The sequence below is a fragment of the Streptomyces sp. CHD11 genome (assembly GCF_018638295.1).
Classification (GTDB): domain Bacteria; phylum Actinomycetota; class Actinomycetes; order Streptomycetales; family Streptomycetaceae; genus Streptomyces.
In genome coordinates this window covers 1-14,388 of sequence record NZ_JABTTS010000033.1, presented here as the reverse complement: position 1 = coordinate 14,388, position 14,388 = coordinate 1, and the positions used below count along the sequence as shown (strand labels likewise).

General features: G+C 73.8%; 8 protein-coding genes and 1 pseudogene. 4 read left to right on the top strand and 5 right to left on the bottom strand.

Annotated elements, in window-relative coordinates:
• Positions 1 to 186: 186 nt before the first annotated feature.
• Both HTV45_RS28335 and HTV45_RS28330 read right to left on the bottom strand, forming a co-directional pair.
• The gene (locus HTV45_RS28335) at positions 187 to 3,144 is read right to left on the bottom strand and encodes a BTAD domain-containing putative transcriptional regulator (protein ID WP_215208817.1); all 2,958 of its coding nucleotides are present in this window, start codon (positions 3,142 to 3,144) and stop codon (positions 187 to 189) included.
• Positions 3,145 to 3,269: 125 nt separating this feature from the next.
• Positions 3,270 to 3,671: a nitroreductase family deazaflavin-dependent oxidoreductase gene (locus tag HTV45_RS28330; protein ID WP_215208736.1), complete on the bottom strand. Its 402-nt coding sequence runs from the start codon at positions 3,669 to 3,671 to the stop codon at positions 3,270 to 3,272.
• A 177-nt stretch (positions 3,672 to 3,848) separates the two neighbouring features.
• On the opposite strand from HTV45_RS28330, the gene HTV45_RS28325 reads away from it, so the two are divergent.
• From HTV45_RS28325 to HTV45_RS28315, 3 genes are all read left to right on the top strand, one after another.
• A complete protein-coding gene (locus tag HTV45_RS28325) occupies positions 3,849 to 4,763 on the top strand; it encodes a TIGR03619 family F420-dependent LLM class oxidoreductase (protein ID WP_215208735.1) in 915 nt (304 codons plus the stop codon).
• Between the two features lie 24 nt (positions 4,764 to 4,787).
• The gene (locus tag HTV45_RS28320; RefSeq protein ID WP_215208734.1) at positions 4,788 to 7,376 is read left to right on the top strand and encodes a bifunctional FO biosynthesis protein CofGH; all 2,589 of its coding nucleotides are present in this window, start codon (positions 4,788 to 4,790) and stop codon (positions 7,374 to 7,376) included.
• A gap of 120 nt (positions 7,377 to 7,496) precedes the next feature.
• A complete protein-coding gene (locus HTV45_RS28315) occupies positions 7,497 to 8,063 on the top strand; it encodes a hypothetical protein (RefSeq protein WP_215208733.1) in 567 nt (188 codons plus the stop codon).
• 10 nt (positions 8,064 to 8,073) lie between these two features.
• Here the strand turns inward: HTV45_RS28315 and HTV45_RS28310 are convergent.
• Positions 8,074 to 8,473: pseudogene (locus HTV45_RS28310) on the bottom strand (DNA-binding protein).
• A 264-nt stretch (positions 8,474 to 8,737) separates the two neighbouring features.
• On the opposite strand from HTV45_RS28310, the gene HTV45_RS28305 reads away from it, so the two are divergent.
• On the top strand, positions 8,738 to 9,856 hold the full coding sequence (locus HTV45_RS28305; protein ID WP_215208732.1) for an ADP-ribosylglycohydrolase family protein: 1,119 nt from the start codon (positions 8,738 to 8,740) through the stop codon (positions 9,854 to 9,856).
• Positions 9,857 to 10,031: 175 nt separating this feature from the next.
• Here the strand turns inward: HTV45_RS28305 and HTV45_RS28300 are convergent, their stop codons facing one another.
• Together HTV45_RS28300 and HTV45_RS28295 are read right to left on the bottom strand one after the other, a co-directional pair.
• Positions 10,032 to 12,005, bottom strand: a complete 1,974-nt coding sequence (locus HTV45_RS28300) for an MFS transporter (protein WP_215208731.1) — start codon at positions 12,003 to 12,005, stop codon at positions 10,032 to 10,034.
• 131 nt (positions 12,006 to 12,136) lie between these two features.
• The coding region (locus HTV45_RS28295) for a D-alanyl-D-alanine carboxypeptidase (protein ID WP_251692891.1) at positions 12,137 to 14,388 on the bottom strand (2,252 nt) is incomplete at its 5' end.

Below are 14,388 nucleotides of genomic sequence, written 5' to 3'. Positions count from 1 at the left end.
AGTCTGAGGCGCCCGCCCGGCAGCTCCCCCGAGCACTCCCGGGCGGACGCCTGGAGCCGCACAGTAACCACTGAGGCTCCCGGTCACCCGCCTGCCCCCCGACGCGACGGCGTGACACTCACGATGGTGCCCGGCGGCGATAAACGAACACTGAACGCCGGCAGAGCGCCCGTACGGCCGCCGGGTTCAGGCCGTGGCCGCCGGGGCGAGCAGCGTCCGCACCAGCAGGGCCTCGGAGGCGCCGTTGGCCTCGTAGAGCCCGAGCGCCTCGCGCCAGCAGGCCCTCGCCCGGCCGGCCTGGCCCAGCCTTTCGAGAGCCTGCCCCAGCAGCGTCAGGACGTTGCCGCGCATCCGGTCACCGCCGATGCAGCCCAGGGCCAGCGCCTGTTCCGCGTGCTGGGCCGCCCGGGCCGGACGGCGGGCGGCCTGGTGCGCCTCGGCGATCCTGAACTGGGTGGTGCCCTCCCAGAGGCGCTGGCGGTGCTCCGTGAAGATGGTCAGCGCCTTGGAGAACTGGCTGAGCGCCTCGGTGTGCCGGCCGGCCGCGACCAGGGCGACGCCCAGGGCGTAGTGCCCGTTGGCGAGGCGCATCGTGCTGCCCACCGCGATGTGCCGGGACAGCCCGTGCTGGGCGAACTCGACCGCCTTGCCGGTGTTGCCCATGCCCATGTGGGCCCGGGAGAGGTTGCAGAGCGCGGTCGCTTCGCAGAGCCCGTTGCCGGCCGCCCGGAATCCCTCTATCGCCTGGTCGAAGAAGGCTTTGCCGTCCGCGTACCGGTGCTGGTGGAGGGCGATGAGCCCCCGGTCCTGCGCGGCCCAGCTCGCGGCGGTCGGGTCGCCGGCGGAGGCGGCCCGTTCCATGGCGGCACACGCTTCGTGCTCGGCCTCCTCGATGCGTCCGGACACCAGCAGAACCCCGGTGAGGGTGGTGCGGGCCCGGCCCTCCGCCCGGGTGTCACCGGCGTCCCGCGCGGCCTGGCAGACGGCGGCGGCGGTGACCTCGTACTGACGGGCGTCGGTGCCCGACTCGGCCAGGTCGCGCGAGGCCCACAGGAGGTCGATGCCCCCTCGCAGCCTGACGGAGCCCGCGGTCTGCCGCACACAGGCGAGCAGGTTCGCCGACTCGGTGTACAGCCAGTCCAGGGCGGCGGACCCGTCGGTGAAGGCCAGGCCCGGGTACCCGGTGGGTTCGAGGTCGTCCACCAGCCGGTCGCCCGGCCGCTCGGTCGCGTACACCCCCGCCGCCGTCGCCAGATAGAAGTCCAGCAGCCGTGACAGCGCCGACTCCCGCTCGCCCGGCGGGTGTTCGTCCCGCTCCGCGCAGGCACGCGCGTAGAGCCGGACCAGGTCGTGGAAGCGGTAGCGGCCCGGGGCCGCCGACTCCAGCAGCGAGGTGTCGACCAGCGACTCCAGCAGGTCCTCGGTGTCCCGCGGAGGAAGGTCCAGTACCGCCGCGGCCGCCGCGAGGGAGATGTCCGGGCCGTCCGCCAGGCCCAGCAGGCGGAAGGCGCGCGCCTGGGCGGCCTCCAGCTGTCCGTAGCCCAGCTCGAACGTCGCCTTCACCGCCAGGTCGCCCGCCTGAAGTTCGTCCAGGCGGCGGCGTTCGTCGGCGAGCTTGGCCGCGAGCACCGAGACCGTCCAGGTGCGGCGGGCCGCGAGACGGGACGCCGCGATCCTGATCGCCAGCGGCAGGAAACCGCACGCCGCCACCACGTCCAGGGCCGCCTGGCGCTCGGACACCACCCGCTCCACGCCCACGATCGTGGTGAAGAGCGCCAGCGCCTCCTCCGGCGACATCACGTCCAGGTCGACCAGGTGCGCGCCGGCCAGGTCCACCATCCGGACGCGCGAGGTCACCAGGGCGGCGCAGCCCGCCGTGCCGGGGAGCAGGGGGCGCACCTGGGCCGCGTCGCGCGCGTTGTCCAGCAGCAGCAGGACCCGGCGGCCGTCCAGCACCGAGCGGTACAGCGCGGCCCGTTCCTCCAGGGAGTCCGGGATCTCCGAGTCCGCCGTGCCGAGGGCGCGCAGGAAGGAGCCGAGCACCGTCTCCGGCTCCGCCGCACGCGCGCCCGCGCCCTGCAGGTCGACGTACAGCTGGCCGTCGGGGAAGGCGGTGCGGGCCTGGTGGGCCACGTGGACCGCGAGGGTCGTCTTGCCGACGCCGCCGATGCCGGCCAGTGCGGACACCGCCATCACCCGCCCCCCGGAGCCGGACGCCGAGGCCAGTACCTCGCTCAGCTCCCGCACGAAGGACGCGCGGCCGGTGAAGTCCGGCACCGTCGCCGGCAGCTGGGCCGGGCGGACGGGGGCCGCCACCGGTTCCGCCACCGGGGCGGAGGGCTCCGCCAGGTGCGGGTCGGCGCGCAGGATGCGCCGCTGGAGCTCCTGGAGACCGGGGCGCGGGTCGACGCCCAGCTCGTCGGCGAGCAGACGGCGGGTGTCCGCGTACACGGCGAGCGCCTCGGCCTGGCGGCCGCTGCGGTACAGCGCCAGCATCAGCAGCTCGCGCAGGCGTTCCCGCAGGGGATGGGCGGCCGTGAGGGCCGTCAACTCCGAGACGGCCGCCGCGTGGCGGCCCTGCTCCAGATCCATGTCCAGCCGTATTTCGAGGAGTTGGTGGCGCCACTCCTCCAGGCGGACCCGCTGGGCCTCGGCGTAGGGGCCGGGGATCCCGGCCAGTGTCTCGCCGTCCCACAGGGCCAGGGCCTGGCGCAGTGTCTCCCGGGCGCGGCTCAACTCCCCGGCGCCGACGGACTTCTCCGCCTCCGTCGCCAGCTCCTGCGCCGTCGCCAGATCCAGCGCCCCCTCGCCGAGCCCGCGCACCGCGTATCCGCCGGACTCGCTGACCAGGACCCCGGGGCCCAGCACCTTCCGCAGCCGGGAGGCGTAGGTGCGCACCGCGGCCAGTGCCTGGGGCGGCGGTTCCCCGCCCCACAGGGCGTCGATCAGCTCGGCCGCCGTGGCCGTCCGGCCTTCGCGCAGCAACAGGGCCGCGAGCAGGGCGCGTTGCTGAGGGCTTCCGGTGGCGACCGGTTCGTCGTCGCGCCAGGCGCGCACCGGTCCGAGCACGCCGAAACGCAGCGCACCGGGCTCCGTCGAGGAGCCGGGACGCGGCAGCTCCGGTCCTCGCGGCACACCCTCCATGCAGTCCCCCTCATGCATCCCGAACACCTACGCCAGTCTGCCTTCTCGAGGCTCTTGCGTCAGCCGTGCGAGACGCCGATCACAGGGGCGGGGGCGGGCCGGCACGGAGCCCGCACATCTCGTCCTCAGCCGTCCAGTTCCACGCGCACCGTGAGGAGTTGGGACCCGAACGCCCGTACGGCGGCGCTGTTGAGGCGGGGCAGGAGGCGCAGCCGGGCGGCGGGGTCGTCGTCGGGCAGGAGATGGGCGGTGCCGGTGTGCCAGCGGCCCCGGATGCGCACCCGCACCCGGGGGTCGGCCTTGATGTTGCGGATGTACTGCGAGCGTTCGCCGAACTCCGAGACCAGCCAGAAGGAGTCGCCCACCCGTCGTCCGCCCACCGGGGTGCGGCGGGGGAGGCCGGAGACCCGGCCCGTGGTCTCCAGCACCGTCTGGAGGGGCAGCCGGCGCAGGACGGGGTTGAGCCGGCGCTGGAAGGCGGTGGCGGTCCGGTACTTGCGTTCGGCGTGCGGGGTTCCGGAAGTCATCGTGGGGGGAGCCTACCGGCGGGCGGAGGGGGACGGACCGGTGGTTCCGGCCGACGTCGCCGGCGGCGGTGGGCGGCAAGGCGGCCCCGGCCGAATGCCGACCGGTCGGTATGGACAGGAGGGGTGGGGACGGGTATTGATGGGTCCGTCGTCCGCGTACGAAAGGCAGGGCCGCTCATGCGTATCGCCGTCACCATCTTCCTCACCGACGAGACGATCACCCCGGTCCGGCTCGCGCGTGAGCTGGAGCAGCGCGGGTTCGCCGGGCTGTACCTGCCGGAGCACACGCACATCCCGGTCGAGCGGACCACCCCCTACCCGGCGGGCGGGGAGCTGCCGCGGGAGTACGGCCGCACCCTCGACCCCTTCGTCGCGCTCGGGCAGGCCGCCGCCGTCAGTGAACGGCTGGGGCTCGGTACCGGCATCACGCTCGCCGCGCAGCACGATCCGATCGACCTGGCCAAGCAGGTCGCCACCCTGGACCACCTCTCCGGTGGCCGGTTCACGCTCGGTCTCGGCTTCGGCTGGAACGTCGAGGAGGCCGCCGACCACGGCGTGCGGTGGCGCACCCGGCGTGAGCTGGTGCGCGACCGGATGGCTCTGATGCGGGCCCTGTGGTCGGAGGAACCGACCGCCTATGAAGGGGAGTTCGGGAGCGTACGGGCCAGCCTCGCGCACCCCAAGCCGGTGCAGAAGCCGCGTGGCCCGGTGGTCGGTCCGCGCACGCTGGTCGGCGGGGCGGCCGGACCGAAGCTGTTCGCGCAGATCAGCGAGTACGCCGACGGCTGGCTGCCGATCGGCGGGCGGGGCCTGAAGGAGGCGCTGCCGCTGCTGCGCACCGCCTGGGCGGACGCGGGCCGGGACCCGGGCGCCCTCCAGGTCGTCCCCTACGCCGTCCTTCCCGACGCGGGCAAGCTGGCCTACTTCGCCGGGCTGGGTATCGAGGAGACCGTGGTGCAGCTGCCGGCGGCGGGGGAGGCGGATGTGCTGCGGGCGCTGGACGCCTACCAGCCGTTCGTGGACGGAGCGGACGGAGCCGACGGAGCCGACGGAGCGGACCCGGCGGACCCGGCGGACCGACAAGGGTCCTGATCACCCCGAACGTATGCTCAGGGAATGACGACTTCCGCGACCTCCGGCACGGGCGGCCCGACCGACAACTCCCTGCGCCGCGCCCTCAGACGCGCCAGGGACGGCGTCTCCCTGGATGCCGGCGAGGCGGCGGTCCTGCTCCAGGCCCGCGGTGAGCACCTGGAGGACCTCTCGGCGTCGGCCGCCCGGGTGCGGGACGCGGGGCTGGAGGCGGCCGGGCGGGCCGGCGTCATCACGTACTCGAAGAGCGTCTTCGTCCCGCTGACCCGGCTGTGCCGGGACACCTGCCACTACTGCACGTTCGTCACCGTGCCCGGCAAGCTGCGCCGGGCCGGGCACGGGATGTTCATGTCGCCGGACGAGGTGCTGGACATCGCCCGCAAGGGCGCCGCCGCCGGCTGCAAGGAAGCCCTCATCACCCTCGGCGACAAGCCCGAGGAGCGCTGGCCGGAGGCGCGCGAGTGGCTCGACGCGCACGGCTACGACGACACGATCGCCTACGTGCGCGCCATCTCGATCCGCATCCTGGAGGAGACGGGACTCCTCCCGCACCTCAACCCCGGCGTCATGACCTGGACGGACTTCCAGCGCCTCAAGCCGGTCGCCCCGTCCATGGGCATGATGCTGGAGACCACCGCCACCCGGCTCTGGTCCGAGCCGGGCGGCCCCCACTACGGCTCCCCGGACAAGGAGCCCGCCGTACGGCTGCGGGTCCTCGAGGACGCGGGCCGCTCCTCGGTCCCCTTCACCTCCGGCATCCTCATCGGCATCGGCGAGACCTACGAGGAGCGCGCGGAGTCGCTGTTCGCGCTGCGGAAGGTCTCCCGTGCCCACCACGGCATCCAGGAACTGATCATCCAGAACTTCCGCGCCAAGCCGGACACCGCGATGCGCGGCATGCCGGACGCGGAACTGGACGAACTCCTCGCCACCGTCGCCGTCGCCCGGCTGCTCCTCGGCCCCTCCGCCTGCCTCCAGGCCCCGCCGAACCTGGTCGACTCCGAGTACGGGCGGCTGATCGCGGCCGGCATCGACGACTGGGGCGGGGTCTCCCCGCTCACCATCGACCACGTCAACCCCGAGCGGCCCTGGCCGCAGATCGGGGAACTGGCCGAGCAGTCCCGCGCGGCCGGCTTCGAACTGCGCGAACGCCTCTGCGTCTACCCGGAGTTCGTGCGGCGCGGCGAGCCCTGGCTGGACCCGCGGCTGCGCCCGCACGTCGCCGCGCTCGCCGACCCGGACACCGGCCTCGCCCGCCCCGGCACGCTCCCGCGGGGGCTGCCCTGGCAGGAGCCGGACGAGGCGTTCACCGCGACCGGCCGCACCGATCTGCACCGCACCATCGACACCGAGGGCCGCAGCGGCGACCGCCGCGACGACTTCGACGAGGTGTACGGCGACTGGGACGCGCTGCGGGAGGCCGCCGTCCCCGGAATGGTCCCCGAGCGCATCGACACCGACGTGCGCGAGGCCCTGCGCACGGCGGCCGACGACCCGACCCGGCTCACGGACGCGGAGGCCCTCGCGCTGCTGCACGCCGACGGTCCGGCGCTGGACGCGCTGTGCCGGGTGGCGGACGACGTCCGCAGGTCGGTGGTGGGCGACGACGTGACGTACATCGTCACCCGCAACATCAACTTCACCAACGTCTGTTACACCGGCTGCCGCTTCTGCGCCTTCGCCCAGCGTCGTACGGACGCCGACGCGTACACGCTCTCGCTGGACCAGGTCGCCGACCGGGCGCAGCAGGCGTGGGACGTGGGCGCGGTGGAGGTCTGCATGCAGGGCGGGATCCACCCCGACCTGCCGGGCACCGCCTACTTCGACATCGCGCGCGCGGTGAAGGAGCGCGTCCCCGGCATGCATGTGCACGCCTTCTCCCCGATGGAGGTGGTGAACGGCGCGAGCCGCACCGGGCTGTCGATCCGGGAGTGGCTGACGGCGGCGAAGGAGGCCGGCCTGGACACCATCCCGGGCACGGCGGCGGAGATCCTCGACGACGAGGTCCGCTGGATCCTCACCAAGGGCAAACTCCCGGCGGCGACCTGGACCGAGGTGGTCACCACCGCCCACGAGCTGGGCATCCGCTCCTCCTCGACGATGATGTACGGCCATGTCGACCAGCCCCGGCACTGGCTCGGGCATCTGCGCACCCTGGCCGGCATCCAGCAGCGGACCGGCGGTTTCACGGAGTTCGTGACGCTCCCCTTCGTGCACACCAACGCCCCCGTCTACCTGGCCGGCATCGCCCGTCCGGGCCCGACGGTCCGCGACAACCGGGCGGTCACGGCGATGGCCCGCCTCCTGCTGCACCCGTACATCCCCAACATCCAGACGAGCTGGGTCAAACTGGGCGCGGAGGGCGCTGCGGAGATGCTCCGCTCCGGGGCCAACGACCTCGGCGGCACGCTGATGGAGGAGACCATCTCGAGGATGGCGGGCTCGTCCTACGGCTCCTACAAGTCGGTCAAGGACCTGATCGCGGTCGCGGAGGCCGCGGGCCGCCCCGCCAGGCCGCGCACCACCCTCTACGGTGAGGTCCCGCGGGAGCGCCGCCGCGCGGCGGAGGCCTCGGACGGCCACCTTCCGGAGCTGCTGCCGGTACTGGACTGAGCGGGTCGGAGGAGTACGGCGCCCGGACCGGGGCGGCGGGACGGTCGGGGGAAGGGTGAGCGCTGGCAGTAGGATGATCCGACGCGCGTTCGGGACCCGTAGCTGAGGAGATACGTACCGGTGTCTGCCCGACTTCCTTCGTGGGCCTGGGTGACCGGGCTGACCACGGGCGCGATAGCCGTGGTGGGGTTCCTGGCCGTACAGGCGGACCAGGGGACGAAACCCACCGCCGCCACGAGCCGGCCGAGCGCGTCGGCCACGGCGGACGCGAAGCCGTCCGCCGAACCGGAGAAGAAGAAGCCGGCGGCGGTCCCGGCCGACTCCGGCACCGGCCGCCGCATCGTCTACTCCCTCGACCAGAAGCGCGTATGGCTGGTCGACGCCAGCGACGCCGCCCGCAGGACCTTCACGGTGTGGCCCGGCACGGTCTCCCCGGACCCCGGCACCTACGAGGTCGGCACCCGCACGGAGGCCACCACCGGCAGCGACGGCGTGGAGGTCGAGCACATCATGTACTTCGCCGCCAAGTCGGGCGTCTCGGTCGCCTTCTCCAACGCGGTCGACGGTTCCTCACCCCCGCCCGCGGCCCCGGACGCGAAGACCGGCGGAATCCGCGTGACGAAGAACGACGGCAGGGCCCTGTGGACCTTCGGCACCCCGGGCACGGCGGTACGGGTGGTCGGGTAGCCCCGGAACCTCAGCCCCTCTCGGCCACCACACGTGGATGCCCGGCCGTGAGCAGGCCGATGTCCGCCACATCGGAGGTCAGAACGGTCACTCTGCCCGGGTGGTGCAGGGCGGTCGCACAGAGCATGGCGCCGATGGTGTACGTGTGGCCGTGCGGGCCTGCCGCACGCAACAGGATGGCGGCGGACTGGGCGAGCGCCTGGGTGACCGGCTCCACGCGCAGCCGGGAGAGCGTCCATCGCAGCGCGGCGTCGTCGATCCTCGGATGGATCACCTCGGACCAGTACTGAGGCCGAGGTGATCACCGGCAGATCCGCCTCCCGGGCGGCCGTCAGCCACTCCTGCACCTCAGGGTCCCGCTGTACGGCTTCGGCCAGTCCCTCGCTGTCCAGGACCAGGGCACCACTCACGCAGCGGCCGCCGCGTCCGAGCCCTCCCCGGTGAGCCGGGCGCGCCTCGCCGCGACGGCCCCCGGCGGCACCATCCCGCTGAGGGCGAGCGCCCCCGGGCGCGCACCCGGAGGGACAGGGGCGTACGCCACCGTGACGGTTGAAATCGTCCACATCCGATCACTCGGGTCACATTCCGCATACCGATCCGCCCCCTGAAGCGACCGACCGCATTCGATTACAGTGCCTGGCGTCGTATGTACGGACGGTGCCCGGGAGGTCTTGGTGAGCGGTACCGCCGGGCCCGTGTGGGGGCGCCGGGAGCAGCAGGACTTCCGCAGCCGGGTGCGCGGGACGCTGCTCGGGGTGGCCGTCGGCGACGCGCTGGGCGCGCCCGTGGACGGCAGCGCGTTCGACGCGATCCGCGAGACGCACGGCGCGGAGGGCGTCACCGACCTCGCCCCCGCCTACGGGCGGCGCGGTGCCGTCACCCACCACACCCAGCTCACCCTGTTCTCCGTGGACGGCCTGATCCGCGCCCAGGTGCGGCGGGACACCGGCGCGTGGCATCCTCCGACCGACCTGCACCGGGCGTATCTGCGCTGGGCCACCACCCAGCGGGACTGGGGCCCGGACGAGCGGCGGGGGGACGACGGCTGGCTGGCGCGGGAGGAGTGGCTGTACGCCCGCCGGGACCCCGCCCGGACGCTGCTGCTCGGGCTCGGGGACGCGACCATGGGGACGCTGGAGGCGCCCAAGAACCCCGGCGAGGCCGGGCCGGAGGCCGCCGCCCGCTCCGCGCCCTTCGGGCTGCTCGTCGGCTGGGAGCCGCAGCTCGTCGCCCAGCTCGCCGTGGAGTGCGCGGCGCAGACCCACGGCCATCCGGCCGGCTTCCTCGCGGCGGGCAGCTACGCCGCGATCGTGCACGCGCTGGCCCGGGGGGAGAGTCTGGACACGGCCGTCCAGCGCACGCTCGCCCTGCTGGCCGAGCGGCCGGGACACCAGCCGGTGTCGGACGCGCTCCAGCACGCGCTGGGCGCCGTGCGGCAGGGGATGCCCGCCCCGGAGCGGGTCACGGAGCTGGTCGGCAACGCCACCGCCGAAGGGCTGCTCGCCGCCGCCGTGTACTGCGCGCTGGTGGGGGAGGACGTACGGCACGGGCTGTGCCTCGCCGTCAACCACGACGGGCCCAGTGCCGCCGCCGGCGCGCTGACCGGCGGGCTGCTCGGGGCCCTGCACGGCGAGACGGCCCTGCCGCCGGCCTGGCTGGCCGAACTGGAGGGCCGTCCCACGATCCTGGAACTCGCCGACGACTTCGCGATGGAGATGACCCAGGGCCCCGCCCTGCACGGCCCCGCCGGCTCCTCCCCGGCCTGGCTGACCCGCTACCCCCGAGGATCCTGACCCCCTCCAGGGGCGGGGAAGGAGCGGCGGGGCGAACTCACCACGACAGACGCCCGCACCGCCCTGCACTCCCACGGGGTGAGGACCCCGGCGTCCCCCAGCCCACCGGCACACCGCGCCGGCACACCGCGCCGGCACACCGCGCCACACACCCCGCCGCGCGACGCCGCCGCGATCAGCGCAGCTCGTCCGGGCAGGGCGTACCCCGGTCCCACTGGTACGGAGCCCCCAGGCGATACACCCCCGGCTCCGGCGCGAGCAGCATCGTCCACGTGTCGCCGTTCGCGTCCTCCTCCGTCTCCATCACGCAGCCGCTGACGTTCTCGTACGTCTTCGGCTCACCCTCCGGACGGTCCTTCGACTCCTCCGTCTCCTGCGGAGGCTCCAGCGCCTTGCCCTCGGCGTCGACGAGCCCGAGCCACGGCGAGTACGGGACGCGGACCAGGATCCGGCCCGCCTTCTCCACCCGCAGCGTCCACTCGCCCTGCTCGGCCCGTTCCACGACCGTGTGCGGCTCCGCCAGCGGGGTCGGCTCGTCCACCGCGAACAGCTGCCAGTTCGCGTCGCCCCAGATCTGGTTCAGATACGGCAGCCCGCGCTGCACCAGCTCCCGCTCCCGCTGGCCGCCGTCGCCGTCCGGCTCGTCCTTGGGCAGCACCACGAAGTGCACGCCCCAGCGCTTCAGCCACTCGCGGTAGTTCGCCGAGTTGAGGGTGTCGTCGTAGAAGAGCGGGTTGCGCTCCATGTCGGCCTGCCGGTTCCAGCCGCGGGCCAGATTGACGTACGGGGCGAGCGCGGACGCCTCCCGGTGCGAGCGGGCCGGGACGACCTCCACCCGGCCCCGCTCGGCGCCGACCTCCTGCAACTCGTTCACCAGCGGCGCCAGCTCGCGCGCCCAGGACGCGCGAGGCGTGGTGTGCACGACGTCGTCGACCGACTTGAAGCCGATCCAGCCGTTGAAGCCCACGACGGCGATGACGATCACGTACCACTTGCGGGACTTCGGCACCGCGAACGGCAGCGCCGCCACCAGCACCACACCGCCGAACAGCATCGCCAGCCGCGTCATGTTCGAGCCGATCTGCGAACTCACCAGCCAGACCAGCACGATCCCGAGCCCGTACACCGCCGCCGTGATCCGCACGGTCCGCCACTCCGGCGGCACCAGGACGTACACCAGGACCGAGTACAGCAGCGGCAGGACCACCGAGCCGATGCCCATCGGCTGCGTCCCCGAGAACGGGAACAGCCACGCCGACACCGCCACCACCGCGGTCGGTGCCAGGCCCAGCGCCCACGCCCCCGGACGGCGCTTCTGCAGGAACAGCGCCACCGCCACCAGACCCACGAACAGCCCCGCGACCGGCGAGGCCGTGGTCGCCAGCGCCGCCAGCGGGGCCGCGCACAGGGCCTTCGCCCAGCGCTTGTAACGCCAGCGGTAGGGCCAGCAGAAGACGACGGCGACCGCGCCGAGCGCGAACATCGTGCCGAGCCCGTACGTCACCCGACCCGAGGCGGCGTTGCACAGCAGCGCGAACACCCCGGCCAGGGCCGCCCACAGCGGGTTGCGGACTACCCTGCTGCGCATCAGCACCAGCGTCAGCAGCCCCGCCGACACCGTGCCCGCGATCATCATCGTCGTCCGCACGCCGAGGACGGACATCAGATACGGCGACACCACGCTGTACGACACCGGATGCATCCCGCCGTACCACGCGAGGTTGTACGCGGAGTCCGGGTGCCGTCCGACGAACTCCGCCCAGGCGTCCTGCGCCGCGAGGTCGCCGCCGCTGTTGGCGAACGTGAAGAACCAGACGATGTGCAGCAGACCGGCGAGCGCGGTGACGGACAGCACGGGGTGCCGCAGCATGCGGTCCCGCACGGCCGACACGGCGGCCATGACGGTGCCGGGGGCGCCGCCGTCACCCGGGGTGTCCGGTCGGTCAGGAGGGTTGCGGTCGCCGGCGGCATCCGGAGCGGCGGCCGCGCCGGCGGGGACCGGGTCGCTCGGGGTGCTCGGGGTGCTCGGGGTACCGGGCGTGTCCTCGGCCTGCCGGGCAGGGCCCTGTGCCGCGGACACGGGTATTCGCGGACCGGCCCCCGGACCGGGCTCGGCGTCGTCGGCGCGTGTCGGCTCCGCTGTGGCCACCTGAAGGCTCTCCCGTGTCCAGTTCCCTGCCCGATTCCTGACCGTTTCGTGAAGCTAGCACGCACCCCGCCGACCGTCGCCCGGGTGGGCGGGGGCCCGCGGGGTGCGGGTGTGCTGCGCCTGCCGCCGTCTCAGGCGATACGGGTCAGCCTGTCCGTGAAGCCCGGCTCCACGAGGTCCTCCTGAAGGGCGACCGGGACCTTGACGGCACTGCTCGTACCGTCGCCCACGGTGAGCGTGCCCACCTTCGTGCCGGTCTCCGCCGTGCGCGGCAGCTCGTCCGCGGCGAACGTCAGCTTCACCGAGAGGCCCGCCCAGCCGACGGCCTTCACATCCTCCGTGACGGCGACCGGCGTACGGCCGCCGAGCCCGTCGTCCACGTACCCGACGACGGTGCCCTTCTTCAGGATCGTCGCCGCCTCCAGTGCGCCCTGCGCGGCCCGGATCAGTTCGTCGCCCGAGGTGAGGGCGGCGGACAGGATGGTGTTGTCCTTGCCGCCCGCGGGCTGGCGGACGACGGCGCCGACGATGGTCCGGGTCTCCCCGCCGATCTCCTTCTTCGCGGCGAACACGAGGTTGCCGAGGGCGGAGGTGGTGGTGCCGGTCTTGATGCCGACGACGTTGTTGTGGCCGACCAGCTGGTTCCAGTTGGAGTGGTTGACACCCTTGTAGTCGTCGTACGACATCATCGCGGCGACCTCGCGGAAGGCGGGCTGCTTCATCGCTTCCTTGGCCAGCTTCACCTGGTCCACGGCCGTGCTCACGGTGGTGTCGTTCAGACCCGAGGGGTCGGTGTACGTCGTGTTGGTCATGCCGAGGTCCTTCGCGGCGTCGTTCATCTTCTCGACGAACGCCTCCTCGGACTGCGCGTCCCAGCGGGCGAGCAGCCGCGCCACGTTGTTCGCGGACGCGATCAGCACCGACTCGACCGCCTCCCGCTGGGAGATCTCGTCGCCCGCGGTGACGTCGACGGTCGACTCCTGCCCGGCGTCGGACTGCTTCTCGGCCAGCTCGTCGATCTCGATCATCGGACCTTCGGCGCCGCTCTTGAGCGGGTGGTCGCGCAGGATCAGATACGCGGTCATCACCTTGGCCACACTGGCGATCGGTACGGGCTTCTGCTCACCGGAGGAGCCGAACGTGCCGATGCCCTGCACGTCGAGCGCGGCCTGGCCGTCCGCCGGCCACGGGATCTCGGGTTTGCCGCCCTCGAAGGTGTAGCTGTCCTCGGCGGTGAGCTCCAGCGTGGGCGCCGGGAGCGGACGGACGTTCTGTACGACCGCGAAGACGATCACCAGCAGCAGCACCAGCGGCGTCCAGATCTTGACCCGCCGTACGGCCGTGCGCAGCGGGGTCTGCGGGGGCGGCGGGGTGTTGGTCAGCTCCGCCAGCAGATCCAGCGGCGGCCTGGGCGGCAACGGCTGCTGCGTCGTCCGGTCCGGGCCGATCTGCGGGACCGCGGTGGTGGCCGCGGCGGGCGGCACGGCCCCCGGCGCCGTGCCGGCGTCGGGGGCGCGCGGGGGCTTGCGGGCGGCGGGGTCGTCGAAGTCCTTCAGCGCGACGAACCTGCTGGTCCGCTCGGCCTCGGCGGGGCTGTCGTCCCGGCTCCCGTCCTCGACGTCGCTCTCGGCCTCGGCACCCGCTTCACCCAGCTTGAGCATGGTGGTCGGCTGATCGACGGAGGGCGGCCGCGTCCGGAAGACAGCGGTGGGCTGATCGACGGGACCCTTGGCCTTCCCGGCGCCCTCGCGGTCCGCTTCCGGGGACGCGTCACCGCTGTCCGCGTCGGGCTCGGCGGAGGGCGTTCCCGCGCGGTCGGTCTCGGACGGGTGGTCCGTCGCCGGTGCCTGGTCCGCGTCCGTCTCGTCCTCGGGTGTCTCCGTGCCGGTGGCGTCACCGGGGGGCGCAGTGGCGTCGTGGCCGTTCTCCGAGGGATTCCCCGTCGCCGGTGCCTGGTCCGCGTCCGTCTCGTCCTCGGGCGTCTCCGTCCCGGTGGCGGACCCGGTTTCCGGGTTCCCGGCCGCGGGCACGGCGTCGCCGGTGTCCGTGTCGGGCCCGGCGGGGGGTGTGGCGTCGCGGTCGCTCTCGGACGCGAGGTCCGTCGCCGGTTCCGGGTCGGTGTCCGTGCCGTCCTCGCGCCCGGGCGTCTCAGCCCCGGCGGCGCCGCCGGCAGCGGCACGCTCGGCGTCCCGGTCCTCGGCCTGCGGCTCGGACGCCGCCTCCGCGGGCGTGGGCCCGGCCTGTGGGCCGGGTTCGTCGGGGGAGCCGTCCGTGCCGTCGCCGGGGCCGGCCGGCCCCGGCGTGTCGCCGTCCGCGCCGCCGTCCGTGGCCGCGCCGGCACCGCTGTCACGGGGCTCGTCGGGGCCCTCGGCGGCGGGGGCGG

Bases quoted from the DNA above. Each gene is read 5' to 3' on its own strand.
- HTV45_RS28335 (WP_215208817.1), bottom strand. From the start codon at position 3,144: ATGGAGGGTGTGCCGCGAGGACCGGAGCTGCCGCGTCCCGGCTCCTCG.
- HTV45_RS28330 (WP_215208736.1), bottom strand. From the start codon at position 3,671: ATGACTTCCGGAACCCCGCACGCCGAACGCAAGTACCGGACCGCCACC.
- HTV45_RS28325 (WP_215208735.1), top strand. From the start codon at position 3,849: ATGCGTATCGCCGTCACCATCTTCCTCACCGACGAGACGATCACCCCG.
- HTV45_RS28320 (WP_215208734.1), top strand. From the start codon at position 4,788: ATGACGACTTCCGCGACCTCCGGCACGGGCGGCCCGACCGACAACTCC.